The 15,557-nt window shown below is 69.6% G+C and carries 20 protein-coding genes and 1 tRNA gene; 11 read left to right on the top strand and 10 right to left on the bottom strand.

Features of this window, described 5'->3' with window-relative positions; genetic code table 11:
- Positions 1–9: 9 nt before the first annotated feature.
- Positions 10–204 carry a hypothetical protein gene (locus AC1RSK_RS20605; protein ID WP_492909562.1) on the bottom strand — a complete coding sequence of 65 codons (195 nt, stop codon included), beginning with the start codon at positions 202–204 and terminating at the stop codon, positions 10–12.
- Between the two features lie 60 nt (positions 205–264).
- Here AC1RSK_RS20605 and AC1RSK_RS20600 point away from each other — a divergent pair.
- Positions 265–339, top strand: a tRNA-Thr gene (locus AC1RSK_RS20600).
- 75 nt (positions 340–414) lie between these two features.
- On the opposite strand, the gene AC1RSK_RS20595 is transcribed toward AC1RSK_RS20600, so the two are convergent.
- From AC1RSK_RS20595 to AC1RSK_RS20580, 4 genes are all read right to left on the bottom strand, one after another.
- On the bottom strand, positions 415–780 hold the full coding sequence (locus AC1RSK_RS20595; RefSeq protein ID WP_492909561.1) for an EthD domain-containing protein: 366 nt from the start codon (positions 778–780) through the stop codon (positions 415–417).
- A 44-nt stretch (positions 781–824) separates the two neighbouring features.
- Complete coding sequence (locus tag AC1RSK_RS20590) at positions 825–1,229, bottom strand: DUF2177 family protein (RefSeq protein WP_492909560.1); 405 nt, start codon at positions 1,227–1,229, stop codon at positions 825–827.
- A 59-nt stretch (positions 1,230–1,288) separates the two neighbouring features.
- Complete coding sequence (locus tag AC1RSK_RS20585) at positions 1,289–2,296, bottom strand: NAD(P)H-dependent flavin oxidoreductase (RefSeq protein ID WP_492909559.1); 1,008 nt, start codon at positions 2,294–2,296, stop codon at positions 1,289–1,291.
- A 76-nt stretch (positions 2,297–2,372) separates the two neighbouring features.
- The gene (locus AC1RSK_RS20580) at positions 2,373–3,029 is read right to left on the bottom strand and encodes a class I SAM-dependent methyltransferase (RefSeq protein ID WP_492909558.1); all 657 of its coding nucleotides are present in this window, start codon (positions 3,027–3,029) and stop codon (positions 2,373–2,375) included.
- Between the two features lie 214 nt (positions 3,030–3,243).
- Here AC1RSK_RS20580 and AC1RSK_RS20575 point away from each other — a divergent pair, with 214 nt between their 5' ends.
- The 7 genes from AC1RSK_RS20575 to AC1RSK_RS20545 all read left to right on the top strand — a co-directional run bounded on the left by AC1RSK_RS20575 (position 3,244) and on the right by AC1RSK_RS20545 (position 9,995).
- Entirely contained in the window at positions 3,244–4,677 is a 1,434-nt protein-coding gene (locus AC1RSK_RS20575) for a methylmalonyl-CoA mutase family protein (RefSeq protein WP_492909557.1), read from the top strand.
- Positions 4,678–4,680: 3 nt separating this feature from the next.
- Positions 4,681–6,837, top strand: coding sequence for a methylmalonyl-CoA mutase (gene scpA, locus AC1RSK_RS20570; protein ID WP_492909556.1), 2,157 nt, complete (start codon positions 4,681–4,683; stop codon positions 6,835–6,837).
- 2 nt (positions 6,838–6,839) lie between these two features.
- A complete protein-coding gene (locus tag AC1RSK_RS20565; protein ID WP_492909555.1) occupies positions 6,840–7,355 on the top strand; it encodes a hypothetical protein in 516 nt (171 codons plus the stop codon).
- A 125-nt stretch (positions 7,356–7,480) separates the two neighbouring features.
- Complete coding sequence (locus AC1RSK_RS20560; RefSeq protein ID WP_492909554.1) at positions 7,481–7,903, top strand: hypothetical protein; 423 nt, start codon at positions 7,481–7,483, stop codon at positions 7,901–7,903.
- Entirely contained in the window at positions 7,900–8,403 is a 504-nt protein-coding gene (locus AC1RSK_RS20555; RefSeq protein ID WP_492909553.1) for a hypothetical protein, read from the top strand. The genes AC1RSK_RS20560 and AC1RSK_RS20555 overlap by 4 nt, the downstream gene beginning before the upstream one ends.
- A 56-nt stretch (positions 8,404–8,459) precedes the next feature.
- Positions 8,460–9,071: a hypothetical protein gene (locus tag AC1RSK_RS20550; RefSeq protein ID WP_492909552.1), complete on the top strand. Its 612-nt coding sequence runs from the start codon at positions 8,460–8,462 to the stop codon at positions 9,069–9,071.
- A gap of 3 nt (positions 9,072–9,074) precedes the next feature.
- Positions 9,075–9,995, top strand: a complete 921-nt coding sequence (locus AC1RSK_RS20545; RefSeq protein WP_492909551.1) for a M23 family metallopeptidase — start codon at positions 9,075–9,077, stop codon at positions 9,993–9,995.
- Here AC1RSK_RS20545 and AC1RSK_RS20540 read toward each other — a convergent pair.
- Genes AC1RSK_RS20540 through AC1RSK_RS20530 form a run of 3 tightly spaced genes read right to left on the bottom strand, consistent with a single transcriptional unit; the run spans position 9,992 to position 11,841 of the window.
- The gene (locus tag AC1RSK_RS20540) at positions 9,992–10,831 is read right to left on the bottom strand and encodes an SDR family NAD(P)-dependent oxidoreductase (RefSeq protein WP_492909550.1); all 840 of its coding nucleotides are present in this window, start codon (positions 10,829–10,831) and stop codon (positions 9,992–9,994) included. The genes AC1RSK_RS20545 and AC1RSK_RS20540 overlap by 4 nt on opposite strands.
- A gap of 58 nt (positions 10,832–10,889) precedes the next feature.
- Complete coding sequence (locus AC1RSK_RS20535) at positions 10,890–11,297, bottom strand: DUF4112 domain-containing protein (protein WP_492909549.1); 408 nt, start codon at positions 11,295–11,297, stop codon at positions 10,890–10,892.
- Between the two features lie 46 nt (positions 11,298–11,343).
- On the bottom strand, positions 11,344–11,841 hold the full coding sequence (locus tag AC1RSK_RS20530) for a DUF4112 domain-containing protein (protein WP_492909548.1): 498 nt from the start codon (positions 11,839–11,841) through the stop codon (positions 11,344–11,346).
- 179 nt (positions 11,842–12,020) lie between these two features.
- Here AC1RSK_RS20530 and AC1RSK_RS20525 point away from each other — a divergent pair, with 179 nt between their 5' ends.
- From AC1RSK_RS20525 to AC1RSK_RS20515, 3 genes are all read left to right on the top strand, one after another.
- A complete protein-coding gene (locus AC1RSK_RS20525) occupies positions 12,021–12,365 on the top strand; it encodes a heavy metal-binding domain-containing protein (protein WP_492909547.1) in 345 nt (114 codons plus the stop codon).
- Between the two features lie 47 nt (positions 12,366–12,412).
- Positions 12,413–13,390 carry a methylmalonyl Co-A mutase-associated GTPase MeaB gene (gene meaB, locus AC1RSK_RS20520; RefSeq protein WP_492909546.1) on the top strand — a complete coding sequence of 326 codons (978 nt, stop codon included), beginning with the start codon at positions 12,413–12,415 and terminating at the stop codon, positions 13,388–13,390.
- 66 nt (positions 13,391–13,456) lie between these two features.
- Entirely contained in the window at positions 13,457–13,816 is a 360-nt protein-coding gene (locus AC1RSK_RS20515) for a hypothetical protein (protein WP_492909545.1), read from the top strand.
- A gap of 142 nt (positions 13,817–13,958) precedes the next feature.
- On the opposite strand, the gene AC1RSK_RS20510 is transcribed toward AC1RSK_RS20515, so the two are convergent.
- Entirely contained in the window at positions 13,959–14,594 is a 636-nt protein-coding gene (locus AC1RSK_RS20510; protein WP_492909544.1) for a helix-hairpin-helix domain-containing protein, read from the bottom strand.
- A gap of 96 nt (positions 14,595–14,690) precedes the next feature.
- Positions 14,691–15,515 carry a 23S rRNA (adenine(2030)-N(6))-methyltransferase RlmJ gene (gene rlmJ, locus AC1RSK_RS20505; RefSeq protein ID WP_492909543.1) on the bottom strand — a complete coding sequence of 275 codons (825 nt, stop codon included), beginning with the start codon at positions 15,513–15,515 and terminating at the stop codon, positions 14,691–14,693.
- Between the last annotated feature and the right edge of the window lie 42 nt (positions 15,516–15,557).

Here is a 15,557-nt window from a genome sequence, read left to right as displayed (position 1 = left end):
ACGTCCCTGTCAGCCCTTGGCGGGATCGTCTTGTTTTTCCGGTGCAGAGGCCCGCTTGGCCGCCTTCCTTCGCCGCAGGTTGGCCCGCAGCGCCGCCGCCAGCCGCGCTTCTTTGTCGGCCTTGTCGCCAGACGTATTTGGCGGAGCTTTGGGGGGCGGTTTGGCCATGGCCTGCAAGGGATCGATGCGACCAATTGCGGTCAAGCCGATTTTTCCCTTTGCCTCCCCGCCGACTTTCGCTACTAGGCGCGCCTCACTTGGTTCGCCGTCGTAGCTCAGTGGTAGAGCGCATCCTTGGTAAGGCTGAGGTCGGCAGTTCAATCCTGCCCGACGGCACCAGGTTTTCCCTTCGCAAGAAGAGCAGTGGATCGACGTTTCAAGGCGTCGATCGCTTCTGCGCGTCCGCCGTTCCGGTCAGCGCGAGACGATCTCCCGCTCCTCGACCAGGAAGATCGGCGACCTCGCCAGATCGATGAACTTCCGCTCGTCCTCCAGCAGCTCCAGCCCCGCCCGGCGCGCGGCCGGATCGTCGTTTGCCAGGTCCTCGGGCCGGTTCCACCACAGCTCCGCCACGCCGTCATAGGCCGGCGGACCGCCCCGGCTGGCGGCCAGGGCGGCGAAGGCCTCGTCGGGCAGGCTGTGGCTCTGCACGTAGCGGCGGATCTTCAGCAGCTCGGCCCGCGCCGCCACCAGCGGCGCGTGGGTGTCGCGCCAATAGGTCTGGAACTGCGCCCGGGTCAGGTGTGGCAGGCGGGTCAGGCAGAAGGTGATCTTGATCATGGCGTCCTCCGCTGGAGAAGATGCTGGCCTGCCGCCGCGTTCGCCTAGCCCTTTACGAACCCGGCGGCGAAATAGCCCGCCGTCGCAACCGTGGCCGTAATGAACGCCCCCCAGGCCAGGTCAGCGGCGACCACCGTCCAACTGAAGCCCTTCAGGGTCGCCATGTTGGTCAGGTCATAGGTGGCGTAGGCGATGAAGCCGAACAGCGCCCCGTTGAGCAGGGCGACGCTCCAGGAGCCGGCCTCCAGCCCCGCGCGGGTCCCGAACCAGACCGCCCCGACCAGGTACAGCAGATAGAAGGGCACGGCCGCGCTCAGCAGCGGCTTTTCCAGCAGCAGCGGGCCGATTTCGCGCTGGTAGAGCTTCTGGGCGATGAAGGCGAGCCAGACGAAGTCCACGGCCACGAAGACCACGGCCGCGGCGATGTAGGCGACGATGTATTGCAGCATGGACGGCTCCCTTACGCGCCTGAAGCTAGCGCAAGCGGAGCCGCCGCCAAGGGCGGAGGCTACTCCGCCGCCAGCGCCATCGCCGCCCCGGAGGTCAGCGCCGTCTTGGCCGCCAGCTCGGCCTTGGCCGCCTCGTATTCGGCCGACAGCCGGGCGACCATCTGGGCCACGGTGGGGATTTCCTTGATCGCCCCGATGCCCTGGCCGCAGCCCCAGATGTCACGCCAGGCCTTGGCTTCCTGGTTGCCGCCCGAGCCGAAGTTCATCTTCGAGGGGTCGCTCTGCGGCAGGTCGTCGGGGTCCAGCCCCGCCGCCACGATCGACGGCCGCAGGTAGTTGCCGTGCACGCCGGTGAACAGGTTGGAATAGACGATGTCGCTGGCCGAGCTCTCGACGATCATGTCCTTGTAGCCCTGCATGGCCCGCGCCTCCTGGGTGGCGATGAAGGCCGAGCCGATGTAGCCGAGGTCGGCGCCCATGGCCTGGGCGGCCAGGATCGACTTGCCGTTGGCGATCGCGCCGGACAGGGCGATCGGCCCGTCGAACCACTCGCGGATCTCCTGCACCAGGGCGAAGGGCGACAGCCCGCCGGCGTGACCGCCGGCCCCGGCCGCCACGGGAATCAGGCCGTCGGCCCCCTTCTCCACCGCCTTGCGGGCGAAGCGGTTGTCGATGACGTCATGCAGGGTGATGCCGCCCCAGGCGTGGACGGCGTTGTTGAGGTCCTCGCGGGCCCCCAGCGAGGTGATCATGATCGGCGCCCTGTACTTGGCGCACATCTCGATGTCCTCCTCGAGCCGGTTGTTGGTCCGGTGGACGATCTGGTTGACCGCATAGGGGGCCGAGGGCGTGTCCGGATTGGCTTTGTCCCAGGCGGCCAGTTCCTCGGTGATCTGCGCCAGCCACTCGTCCAGCTGGCTGATCGGCCGGGCGTTCAGCGACGGAAAGCTGCCGACCACCCCGGCCTTGCACTGGGCGATGACCAGCTCCGGCCCCGAGATGATGAACAGCGGCGAGCCGATGACCGGCAGGCGGAGGCGGTCGCGGAGGACGGGCGGCAGGGCCATGGAACGTCACCTTGGGTGCGGTTGATATACGCTGTAAATATAACAACCGTTTGGATGGCGCAACCGTGACCTTGGGTCAGGCCGCCGCGACAAAGCGGAACACCGCCGCCGGGCCCGGATGGCGGCCGCCGAAATCGGGGACCTCATACTCCGCTGCCAGGGCCAGCCGGTTCTGCGGCAGGAACTCGCGCCAGGGATCGCCGACCAGCACCTCGCACCCCGCCGCCAGGCAGCGGTCCAGGAAGGCAGTCATCCGCTCGGCCAGCCCGAACTCATAGAAGACATCGCCAACCAGGATGACATCGACCTCCGGCAGCGGCGCGCAGGTCGCGTCGCCCAACAGGCTGGTCACCGGGACTTGGTTGCGCAGCGCGTTCAAGTCTGTCGAAACCACGGCGTAAGGGTCAACGTCGATCGCCGTCACGGCCTTCGCCCCGGCCCGGGCAGCGGCGATGGCCACCAGGCCGGACCCGGACCCCAGGTCGAGCACCCGCCGCCCCGCGACCGCCTCCGGCCGTTCGCTGAGAAAACGAACCAGCGCCAGCCCGCCGCCCCACAGGTGAGCCCAGTAAGGGGTCATGAAGTCGGGATTGAGCGCCTGCAGCCGGCCAAGGCCGCTGCGCGGTCCGGCCAGATAGAGCTCGACGCCAGGCAGGTCCGGAACCTCGGTCGCCAACAAACGGGTCGTGATGTAGTCCTCGGCCTGCGCCCGCACCGTCTCACTCAGTTCCAACCAGTCGCTCCGCGCCGCTGGCAGCTCAGATTGGGCCGACCTCACCCCCTCCCCTAAAGATCGGATCGGCGATGTAAACCAACCGATGCTTGCGCCCCGGCGGAACCAACACCGCCGGCTGCCCGGACGCCGTTCCCGAGCGCTTGACGCTCCTAACGTCAGGGGCGCATGACGCCCGCGTAAATTGCTGCATCGCACTGCTGGAGCCGACGCCTTGTCAGGACCCGTTCTAACGCTCGCTGACGATTTTCCCGCCGCGCCGAAGGCCGAATGGCTGTCGCTCGTCGAGAAGACCCTGAAGGGCCAGTCCTTCGAGGACGCCCTGGTCAGTCGCACCGTCAATGGCATCGCCATCCAGCCGCTCTATACCGAGGGCCCGCAAAACCCCCGCGACCTGCGGGCCCGTGACGCCGCCCGTCCCTGGGACCTGCGCGCCATCGTCGCCCATCCCGATCCCGCCCGCGCCAACGCCGACATCCTGAAGGACCTCGAACAGGGCGCGGCCTCAGTCCTCATCAAGATCGATCCGACCGGCCAGGACGGCGTCGCCGTCGCCGACGCAGCCGGCCTGGCCCGGGTGCTCGACGGCGTGCTGCTCGACCTCGCCCCCGTCGCCCTCGACGCCGGCTTCCTGGGCCCCAAGGCCGCCGACTGGCTGGCCAGCCTGGCCAAGGGCGCGCCGAACGCTCCCCTCGCCTTCCACATGGATCCCTTGAGCGCCTTTGCCCGCGCCGGCGCCTCGGCCGGCCCGATGGAAAGCCACCTGGTCTCCGCCGCCACCGTCGGCGCGCGCCTTGCGGGCATCCATCCCAAGGCCAGCCTGATGCTGGCCAGCGGCGCGGTGGTGCACGAGGCCGGCGGCGGCGAGGCCGAAGAACTGGCAGTCATGGCCGCCGCGGCGGTCGCCTACGCCCGCGCCCTGGTCCGGGCCGGGCTGAGCATGGAACAGGCCTTCGGGGCCATCACGCTGGGCGTCTCCATCGACGCCGAATACTTCACCGGCGTCGCCAAGCTGCGCGCCGCCCGCGCCCTGTGGGCCCAGATCACCGCCGCCTGCGGCGTCGCGCTGCCGGCCCGCATCGAGGTCCGCTCCTCGCACCGCATGCTGACCCGCAAGGACCCCTGGACCAACCTCATCCGCCTGACCGCCGCCGGTTTCGCCGCAGCCGTCGGCGGGGCCGACGCCGTCATCCTGGGCGCCTACACCGACGCTCTGGGCCTGCCGACCACCTTCGCCCGCCGCCAGAGCCGCAACACCCAGCTGGTGCTGATGGAAGAGGCCAACCTCGGCCGCGTCGCAGACCCGGCCGGCGGCGCGTCCTACCTGGAAACCCTGACCGACCAGATCGCCCGCGCCGCCTGGGGCGGCTTCCAGGCCATCGAGGCCGAGGGCGGCCTGATCGAGGCGCTCAGCAAAGGCGTGGTCGCGGGGGCCGTCACTGCCACCCGTGACGCCTGGCTGGCCCGGCCGCACAAGATCCTCGGCGTCAACGCCTTCCCCAACGCCGACCAGACCCCGGCCGATTTCGAAACCCCGGACGCGGCGGCCTTCGCCCTTCCCGTCCCCGAGCTGCGCATCCCCGGCCCCTCGGCCAGCTGCCCACCGCTCGTCCCCGTCCGCCTCGCCGCCGCTCTCGAGGAGGCCTGAACCATGGCCACGTTCCCCAACTTCGCCGAGCTTGCCTTCGACGCCGACCTCAAGGTCGCCGCCCCCACCGAAGGCCAGGTCTGGGAAACTCCCGAAGGCGTCGCCGTCGCCCCCTCCTATGGCCCCGAGGACGTCGAGGGCCTCGACTTCCTGACCGGCTATCCGGGCGTCGCCCCCTTCCTGCGCGGCCCCTATCCGACGATGTATGTCACCAACCCATGGACGGTGCGCCAGTACGCCGGCTTCTCGACCGCCGAGGACAGCAACGCCTTCTACCGCCGCAACCTGGCCGCCGGTCAGATGGGCCTGTCGGTGGCCTTCGACCTGGCCACCCACCGCGGCTACGACAGCGACCATGAGCGGGTGAAGGGGGATGTCGGCATGGCCGGCGTCGCCATCGACAGCATCCTCGACATGCGCACCCTGTTCGACGGCATCCCGCTCGACAAGATGAGCGTCTCGATGACCATGAACGGCGCCGTGCTGCCGATCCTGGCCCTCTACATCGTCGCCGCCGAGGAACAGGGCGTTCCCCCAGAGAAGCTGTCCGGGACCATCCAGAACGACATCCTCAAGGAGTTCATGGTCCGCAACACCTACATCTATCCGCCCGCGCCCAGCATGCGGATCATTTCGGACATCTTTTCATACACTTCGACACATATGCCGAAGTTCAACTCGATCTCGATCAGCGGCTACCACATGCAGGAGGCCGGGGCGACGGCCGACCTGGAGCTGGCCTACACCCTGGCCGACGGCATCGAATACGCTCGCGCCGGCGTGGCGGCGGGCATGGACATCGACGTCTTCGCCCCGCGCCTGAGCTTCTTCTGGGCCATCGGCATGAACTACTTCATGGAAGTGGCCAAGATGCGGGCCGCGCGCCTGCTCTGGGCCCGGCTGATGAAGCGCGAGTTCGCCCCCAAGGACAGCCGCTCGCTCAGCCTGCGCACCCACAGCCAGACCTCCGGCTGGTCGCTGGCCGCCCAGGACGTCTTCAACAACGTCGCCCGCACCTGCGTCGAGGCCATGGCTGCCGTGAACGGCCAAACCCAGTCGCTGCACACCAACTCCCTCGACGAAGCCCTTGCCTTGCCGACGGATTTCTCGGCCCGCATCAGCCGCAACACCCAGCTCTTCCTGCAGCTGGAAAGCGGCACGACCCGCGTCGCCGACCCCTGGGGCGGCAGCTACTACGTCGAACGCCTGACCCACGACCTCGCCGCCCGCGCTCTGGAACACATCGAGGAGGTCGAAGCCCTCGGCGGCATGGCCAAGGCCATCGAGCAGGGCCTGCCCAAGCTGCGCATCGAGGAAGCTGCCGCCCGCACCCAGGCCCGCATCGACGCCAATCGCCAGAGTGTCGTCGGGGTCAACCGCTACCGCCCGGAAGTCGCCGACGACATCCCGGTGCTCAAGGTCGACAACGCCGCGGTGCGCTCGGCGCAGCTGGAAAAGCTGAAACGACTCAAGGCCGAGCGCAACGAAGCTGAGACACAGGCCGCCCTCCAGGCGCTGGAAGACGGCGCGCGCGGAACCGGCAATCTGCTGGCCCTGGCCGTCGACGCCGGCCGCGCCAAGGCGACGCTGGGCGAAATCAGCTATGCTCTGGAGAAGGTCTTCGGCCGCCATCGGGCGGAGATCAAATCCATCACGGGCGTCTACATGCAGGAAGCCGGATCCAACGCCGCCGTCGCCCGCGCCAAGGCCATGGTCGACGCCTTCGAACAGGCGGACGGCCGCCGCCCCCGCATCCTGATCGCCAAGATGGGCCAGGACGGCCACGACCGCGGCCAGAAGGTCATCGCCACCGCCTTCGCCGACCTCGGCTTCGACGTCGACATCGGCCCCCTGTTCCAGACTCCGGCCGAAGCCGCCCGCCAGGCCGTCGAGAACGACGTCCATGTCGTCGGCGCCAGCTCCCTGGCCGCCGGCCACCTGACCCTCGCGCCCGAGCTGAAGGACGAGCTGGCCAGGCAGGGCCGTCCCGACATCATGACGGTGATCGGCGGCGTCATCCCGCCCCAGGACTGGCCGGCCCTGGAAGCGGCCGGCGTCGCCGCCATCTTCCCACCCGGCACGGTGATCGCCGAAGCGGCCATCAACCTGCTGGAAAAGCTCAACCGCCAGCTCGGCTACGAGCAGGCGGCGGCGGAGTAGCCATGCGTAGGGCCACCAGCCGCGATCGCCTTCTTCTCGCGGCCTTGGCGGGCACGTTTACGGCCGGTACCGTTGCCAGCGCCGTGCCGGTGGCCTTCTTCTCAATCGCCTTTCGGTCTCGTGCCGAACCGACGGTCGATGCGGTCCAACATGTGGTCGGGTTCGTTTCCGCGACCGTCGCTTTGATGCCGGCCACCGTCTTTCTGTCGTTCGGCGTTATTCTGCTGCTGTTTACCCCCGTTTGGGCGGCCCACCGTTGGGCGAAGGGCGGCATGGTGAGCTTTCTGTTCCTCTCAGCCGTTGTTGGAGCACTGCCCCTGGCGCTGATCTCTTGGCTTGCGAATTCGCTGCTCTGGGCCTTCGCCAGACAGCCGGAAGGCATTGAAGGGCCGCAGGACTTGATCTGGTGGATGAGCGGTTTCGGCAGCCTTATTGGGCTCTTGGCCGGCTTGGCCATATGGTTGGTCGCCTACGGGGTTGGGAAGTCCTCCTCGCTGAACCCCGCGCGCTCCGATTGATCGCAAGGACGCGGGCACCCGTCGGGCTGGCCCAATGGGCGCCGACTCTTCACTATCTCTGCACTTCTCGCCGCTGGCGCGGGCGCCGGTGTGCGCCAGATTGATCGCCCATTCTGGAGCCCGCCATGCCCGCCCCCCGCCTCAGTCCCCGCCGCATCACCCTCGCCGCCGTCGTCGCCTGGCTGCTGCCGTCGTTGCTCCTCGCCAACCTGATCATGATCGGCGACGCCTTCACGGGCTCTGGCCCCGACGCCGACATGATCAGCGCCGCCGTCACCGCCTGGACCGCCGGGCCGGTGATGGGCCTCTTGATGGGCTGGCCCTTCCTGCTGGCCGCCTTCGCCGCCTGGGCGCTGCTGCACCACTGGCGCCTGGCCACGCCCAAGGTCGCCGCCGGCGTCGGCCTGCTGTGCGGCGCGGCGGCCGGCATCGCCCTGGGCGGGCGCGGCGGCGAAACACAGTGGATCTTCGCGGGCCCGGTGATCGGCGCCATCACCGGCCTGGCCGTCTGGTGGGTCGCCTACCGTCAGGCCGAGCTGGCGGCGTGAGCGGCGCCGGGCGGGACTTTCGGCCGCGCGACCCGGAGCTGCGCGTCTTCATGGGCGGTTTGGCCGCCTGGCTGTTTCCCAGCTACGCCATCGCTCTGGGCCTGCAGACGGCCCTGACCGGACAGGGAATCTGGAGCGCTTCGATCGAAGCCATTGCGCTCATGCTGATTTACCCGCCGATCGCCGGGCTCATCGTCGGCATTCCAACCCTGTTCGTCGGCTTCCTGGGCTGGTTCCTGCTCCATCGCCGGGGGCTGCGCGGCATCGGGCCAGCGGCGGTGCTTGGCGGCCTCGCCCCCCTGGCCAGCATCGGCGCGATCAGCCTGTATAGCGGCGCGCGCTACAACAACGGACCGTTCAGCGACGACACCGGCGGCATCTTTCTCGGCGCCCTGATCCTGCTGGGCGCGGCTACCGGCCTGCTGGTCCGCTGGATCGCCTATCCCGCCGCCGAACGCGCCGCTCAAACAGTTGATCCGGACCCCAAGCCGACTGCTTAACAGCCCCTCGAAATAGGCGTAACGTCGGTATCCGATCGTTTCGCCGTGGGGGTCGCATGCCCGGTCGTCGTTCCATCGCCAGCGCCGCGCTGCTGGTCGCCCTGCTGGCCCTGCCGGCCGCCTCCCAGACCCTCAGCGTCCCGCCCACGGCCGGCGCCCGCGCGGCTCGCACCGGCGCCATCGACTGGCCGGCGGCGGTCGGCGGCGCCCGCCGTTCGGCCGGGGCGGCCAACGTCCTGGGCCGGCTTGACCAGGCCGCCATCAACCAGACCCGCCTGCCCATCCTGGTCCCGGCCGACCCCGACCTGCTGGCCAGCGCCCGGGTCTATTCCTTCGGCGACTACTACAGCATCACCGCCGACCGCCCCGGCCTCGGCGTCTCCTTCACCGGCACGACCAGCGTCGTGAACCTGCCCGCCAAATCACCCCTGAAGATCGACCCCAACACCCCCGAAATGCTGACCGTCCAGCGCACGGTCGACGGCCAGCTGGCCAGCTTCGTCCGCTACGGCGTCCTCTACACCGTCGAGGTCCGCTGCGACGCGCCGTCCGATGTCCGCTGCCGAAACGAGACCCTGGTCCGCCAGCTGACCGCCGCCACCACCGCCGTCATCCTCGGCCAGGCCGCCCGCCAGGCGGCCGGCCAAACCGCAGGATCGGGGGGCTAGGCCATGAACCGCATCGTCCTCTGGATCCTCGGCCTGATCCTCCTGCTTCTGCTGCTGGGCGCCGTCGGCAACAGCCTGGGCTGGTTCGACGGCATGCAGACGCCCTCCCCCCAGCCGCCCGCGCCTCAGGGCTCCGAGCCTTCGCCGACCCCGACGCCCAGCGAGCCGGCCGACGACGGTGGGGCCGAACAGCTGCCTGACGAGCCACTGCCCGACACCCCGGCCGACCCGGTCCCCTCCGACCAGGTCCCGGTCACCCCGCCGGCCCCGGTCGACTTCCCGCACAACGCCGCCGGAGCTTTGCATCCCGGCTCCGGTTCGGGCTATCTGGACCGCACCGTCTGGTCGCCGGACATGTGCTTCCCGTTCGAGGAGGCCGCCTTCGCCAATTCGCAGGTCTATGGCCCCGGCGGCTATAAGGGTCCGCCCGGAACCGGCCAGTGCGACTCGCCGGCCTACGTCCTGCCCTGGACCGACAACTTCTGTGAGACCCGCGGCTACTCCACCCCGCTCTGCGCCAACGGCAAGGGCCACCAGGGCCAGGACATCCGCCCGGCCACCTGCAAGAAGGCCGTCCACTGGGTGGTCGCCGCCGAGGCCGGGACCATCACCGACATCGGCAGCTACACCGTCACCCTCACCGCCAGCGCCGCGCCGCACCGCGTCTACCGCTACCTGCACCTGCAGATGAACCAGCTGTCGGTCAGCGAGGGTTCGGTGGTCGCCAAGGGCGGGCGGCTCGGCAAGGCCTCCAACAACTTCGGCGGCACGGCCACCACCATCCACATGCACTTCGAGCTCCGCTCGGGCGTCGCCGGGGTCAGCACCGACGGCAAGCCGGTGGTGGTCCACACCTTCCTGCCGCCCTACCTCAGCCTGGTCGAAGCCTACCGCCGCAAGCTCAACGGCGGGACCTGCGGCTAGCTGATCCCGGTCATCCCGCTGTCGACGGCCAGCGTCTGGCCGGTCACGTAGACGCTCTCCTCGGCGATGAAGAACAGCGCCGCATAGGCCACCTCCCAGCCCGTCGCCTGGCGCCCGAACGGCGTCGGCGAGCGACCGCGGCTGGGCCGCCCCTGCGTCGCCGCCCGGCCCAGCGGCGTGTCGACCAGCCCCGGCGCGACGATGTTGGCCCGCACGCCCTTGCGCGCCCCCTCCAGCGCCACATGCCGCATCAACCCGCCCAGGGCCGCCTTGGAACTGTCGTAGGCCGGCAGCCGCGAGCCGGCGACCAGGCCGGCGATCGAGCTGATGAACACCACCGACCCGCCGGGCTCCATCACCGGCAGCGCCTCGCGACAGCACAGCATCGGCCCGCGCAGATTGACCCCCAGCACCGTGTCCCACTCACTGGCCTTCACCGCCGCCAGGCCAAGGCCGCCCAACCCGATGCCGACATTCAGCGCCAGCCCGTCGAGCCCGCCCAGGCCCCGCACCGCCGCCTCGACCATCGCCGCCACGTCGCTCTCATGGGAGATATCGGCGGCGATGGCGAAGGCCTGGCCGCCCTCGGCCTCGATCAGCCGCACCGTCTCGGCGGCGCTGGCCTCGTCGCGGTCGGCCACGGCGACATGCGCGCCTTCGCGGGCGAACAGCAGGCTCATCGCCCGCCCGTTGCCGACCGGGTCGGTTTCCGCGTCGACAACCCGCTGCCCGCCGCCGACCACCAGCACCCGCCGGCCCATGAGCCGCCCGCGCCCCGGCGCCCTGCCTTCCGACTCCGCGCTTGGCGGCCGGACATAGCGTTCCTCGTCGGCCATGCGTCATCACTCCCCGTCTTGTCGTTGGGGCCAGTCTCGCCTGCCGGTTCGGTGATGCCTAGTGGGCGAACTTGCTGCGGCCCTTGCGGGCCCGCTTCTTGACCGGGATGTCGTCCGGCGCCCCGTGCTTGTCCTCGATGTCCTTCTGCAGCGCCGTGGCCGCCATCAGGTGGCCCTGCCAGAAGAAGTCGATGACATCCCCCACCACCGGCACTTCCGAGGTCAGGGCGTCGATGCCCAGATAGCTCAGCATCCGAAAGAGGGTGCTCAAGGAGGCCCCAGCGCGGAAGGCCTCGAACAGCAGAAAGATGCTGGCCCCGACGCTGTAGACGATGCCGGCCCCCGGCAACCAGGTCAGCAAACCGTCCAGCCCGACGCCGAACGGGCCGATGCCGATCACCCGATCGGAGATGGTCTTGATCGCCTCGGCGGACTTCCAGGCGGAGTGTGCGCGTTCACGGGTCATGGGACCCGAGCGTATACCGGCGTTGTCGGTTCCGCCTAGGGGGTGGTTAAGAGGTCACCGGCGGCGTCTTCTTGCGCCAGGCGCCGCCCAGGAACACCACCCGCCGCTTCTCCTTGCCGGCCCGCACCCGGGCCATCAGGTCGCGGTATTCGGCGGTGTTGAGGGCCTCCTCGCGGGTGCCCTCGAAATAGATGGTCTCTTCCATGTGCTTGAGCAGCATGTCGGCCGCCCATTTGTGGCCGGTGAACAGCACGTCGGCCACCGCCCCCAGCTTGCCGGCCAGCGGCGCCACGGTGTCGACCAGCAGGATGCCGCCCATCTGGATCAGGACCATCCCCGACGCCCGCGCCCGCACCCCGTCGAAGATCAGCATCAACCCGGCCAGGCCGCTGTACAGCGCCCCGGCGCCGGGCACGACGTTAAGGATGGCGTCCAGGCCGACGCCCAGCGGTCCGATGCCGATGATGTTGTCGGACAGCTTCTTGGTGCGCTCGATGCTGCCCCGCACATTGTGCAGGTCGAGGTGGGTCCGGGCCAGGATCATCGATGCGCTCCACGTGCGGGAACGGCACATCTACAGCCCCCGCCAACTCCACTGTGCAACAACCCTGCCGCCTGTTGAAAGGCCCGGGACGGTTAATTCGCCTTCAGGGCCGGCTAAAGTCACCTGTTCTCGCGCCTGGGGGGAACCCTCGCCCTTTGCGCCGATTAGGCTTAATACTCATGACCGTGAAAAAGCCGCTGCCCAATGTCCTGATCAGCACCACCCCGTTTATCGAGGGCCATCCGGTGCGTGAGTACAAGGGGGCGATCTACACCACCTCGATCATGGGCGCGAACGTGGTCATGGACCTCTTGGCCGCCATCCGCGACTTCATCGGCGGCAAGTCCAAGTCCTACGAGCGCATCCTCGACCACGCCCGCCAGGACGCGCTCGGCGACCTGATGATCCAGGCCGACAAGCTGGGCGCCAACGCCATCATCGCCGTTGACCTGGACTACAACACCGTCGGCCCTGACGGCTCGATGCTGATGGTTTCGGTTTCGGGAACCGCCGTCGTCATCTAAGAGCCTCCCCATCCTCCCCCGTACGCTTCGCTACGGGTGAGGATGTGATGGCCCTTCCCGACCTAGACAACCTCGCCGAACGCCTACTGGCGCAAGACCGCGCCGCCCTGGCCCGCGCCATCACCCTGGTCGAGAGCCGCCGCGCCGATCACCAGGCCGCCGCCCGCCAGCTGCTGCAAAAGCTCATGCCCCACACCGGCGGCGCCCAACGCCTGGGGATCACCGGCGTGCCCGGGGCCGGCAAGTCGACGACCATCGAGGCGCTCGGCTGCAACCTGACCGCCGCCGGCCACCGCGTCGCCGTCCTGGCGGTCGATCCCAGTTCCACCCGCACCGGCGGCTCCATCCTCGGCGACAAGACCCGCATGGAGCGGCTGGCCATGGACCAGCGCGCCTTCATCCGTCCCAGCCCCAGCGGCGGCGAACTGGGCGGCGTCGCCCGCAAGACGCGCGAGGCCATCCTGCTCTGCGAGGCGGCCGGCTTCGATGTGGTCATCGTCGAGACCGTCGGCGTCGGCCAGTCCGAGACCGTCGTGGCAGACATGGTCGACCTGTTCATGGCCGTGCTCATCCCCGGCGGCGGCGACGAACTGCAGGGCATCAAGAAGGGCCTGATCGAGATCGCCGACCTGATCCTCATCAACAAGGCCGACACCGACCCGCCCCGCGCCGAACGCAGCGCCCGGGAATACCGCAACGCCCTGCACATCCTCACCCCGGCCCATCCCGACTGGACCCCGCCGGTGCTCACCGCCTCGGGCCTCAACAACGCCGGCCTCGACATCCTCTGGGCGCAGGTCCAGCGCCATCGCGAGGTGATGGCCGCCAACGGCGAGCGGGCCGCCCGCCGCGCCGGCCAGAACGGCCGCTGGATGTGGGCCATGGTCCACGACCGCCTCGGCCGCGCCTTCCGCGACCACCCCGGGGTCGCCGCCCTCGCCCCGGCCCTGGAAGCCCAGGTCCTGGCCGGCGAGGTCCCCGCCTCCCTGGCCGCCGACCGGCTGCTGGCGGCGTTCGGGCTGTAAGCCCCCCATTCAGACGGTTCGGCCGGCGCTGGCGCGCGGCATCATGGCGCCAGATCGGAGCCCGCCATGTTGACCCTCGCCGCCAGCCTCCTCATCGCGCTTGCCCAACCCGCGGAGATCGACTGGAACCCCAGGCCCGCGCCGGAGTCTCCGCCCGCGCCGGCCAAGCCACCCGCCGGCAGCGGCAGGCTGGGCTTTGCGCCGCTCAAACCTCAGACCGAGGAAGAGCGCATCGCGGCCGCAAACGCCGCCGCCCTCGCCCGCGCCGAGCAGGCCGGCCAGGAGGCCAACGCGCCGCCGCAAGACGGCAAGATGCGTTGCAAGTCCACCGAAACCGGCTTCGTCTGCGCTAACTCCGACAAGGCGCTGAACGATGAAGAGTCGGCGTCGCGAAAGATGCTCGACGAGATGCTCAAGCCGGAGTGACCCCCCATATCCGATCACCCCGACGAAAGTCGGGGCCCAGTTGGCAAACCAGGAGATGCGCTGGCGCTGATCAGCGCTTTAGCAATCTACGAAAGTGGACACTGGGTCCCGACTTTCGTCGGGATGATCGGAGGGGTGGTGGTTAGCTCCCCGCCAGCCGCTTGGCCTGCGCCACCCAGGCTTCTCGGGTGACGCGCCCGATCAGCTTCATCTCCTTGTCGAGCGTGGCGACCTCTTCGTCGCTCCAGGCGGCGATCTGGGCGAAGCGGGTGATGCCGCGTTCGGCCAGGGCCGCGGCCATCTTCGGGCCGATGCCGGTCATCACCGTCAGGTCGTCGGGCTCGAGCGCCGCCGGTTCCGGGGCCACGGGTTCCGGCTCGACCGCTTCGGCGACCACGACCGGGGCCTCGATCACCGGGTCGATGACCACCTCAGGTTCCGGCGCGGCTTCGAGCAGAGCCTCGGCCACCGCCAGCGGCGCTTCGACCACCGCCTGGGTGGTCTCGACTACGGCCTCAACAACCGCCGGCGCGGCCTCGGCCGCCTTCTCGATGGCCGCCTCGACCTCGGGTTCCGGCTTGGGCAGCGACTTGGGGGTCGGCAGCAGGGCTTCCAGGTTCACCGGCGTCATCCACCGCGTCGCCCAGAACACCGCCGCGCCGACCATGGCGGCGCTGCCGATCATCAGCCACAGGGGCGAGGAAATCCCCACCGGCAGGCGCAACGCCTTGGCGGTGGTCTCATCGAGTTCGGGGATTTTGGTGTCCGCAAGGGTCATGGCATCGCTCCGCGCAGGCGGCCAACGGGGCCTGGCCGCTCATTGTGCAATGCAACATAACACGGCCTATCACTTCGCAAGTGCGAAAGTTCGTGATCAGCCGTCCAGCCGCCAGGCCTCGCCGCGCCCCGCGCCCTCGCCCAGGCCCGCCACCCACCGGCAGACCTCGCCGAGCGGCCCCTCCAGCCCGGCCGGGGCCCCGGCGACGACCAGGGCGCAGCCGTTCATCTTCATCGGATTGTCCAGCCTGCGCAGCCGGCATTCGGCGACCAGGGCGTCCGGCGCCAGCGGCTCCACCGAGCGCAGGAAACTGTCGAATGTCTCCAGGTCCTTCAGCGGCAGCCAGACCGCGACCACGCTCCGAGGGTTCTTCGCCCGCACCGCCGCCAGCGCCTGGGCGATCCGTTGATAGTCGTCCGGCCGCTCGAACGGCGGGTCGATCAGCACCAGCGCCCGCCCCTTGGGCGGCACGGTGGCCGGCGCCGTCGCATAGCCGTCGGCCTGCACCGCCCGCGCCTCCGGATAGGGCGCCAGGGTCTCGGCCAGCAGCGCCAGGTCGTCGTCCCGCACCTCGCAGGCGGTGTAGCGATCCCGCGGCCGCAGGGCCGCCGCGATCAGCCGCGGCGAGCCTGGATAGAACCGCACCCCACCGCCCGGGTTCAGCCCGGCCACCGCCGCCTTCAGCCGTTCGAACACCGCCGGCGCGCCCGCATCCTCCATCAGCCGGAAGATGCCCTGCGCCGCCTCCCCGGTCCGCCGCGACAGTTCTCCTTCCAGGTCATAGCCGCCCGCCCCCGCATGCGTATCGACGATGACCAACGGCGAGGAATCGGCCATCAGCGCGTCCAGCAACAGGGTCAGCCCGGCATGCTTCACCAGATCGGCGAAGTTCCCGGCGTGGAAGGCGTGGCGATAGTTCAAGGCGGCGGCCCCTCGCTGCGGAACAAGCCTCCCTCCGGCCAC

The sequence above is a fragment of the Caulobacter sp. GW821-FHT11A05 genome (genome assembly GCF_058809015.1).
The sequence above is the reverse complement of the archived record's forward strand: the minus strand, read 5'-3'. Positions and strand labels throughout refer to the sequence as shown.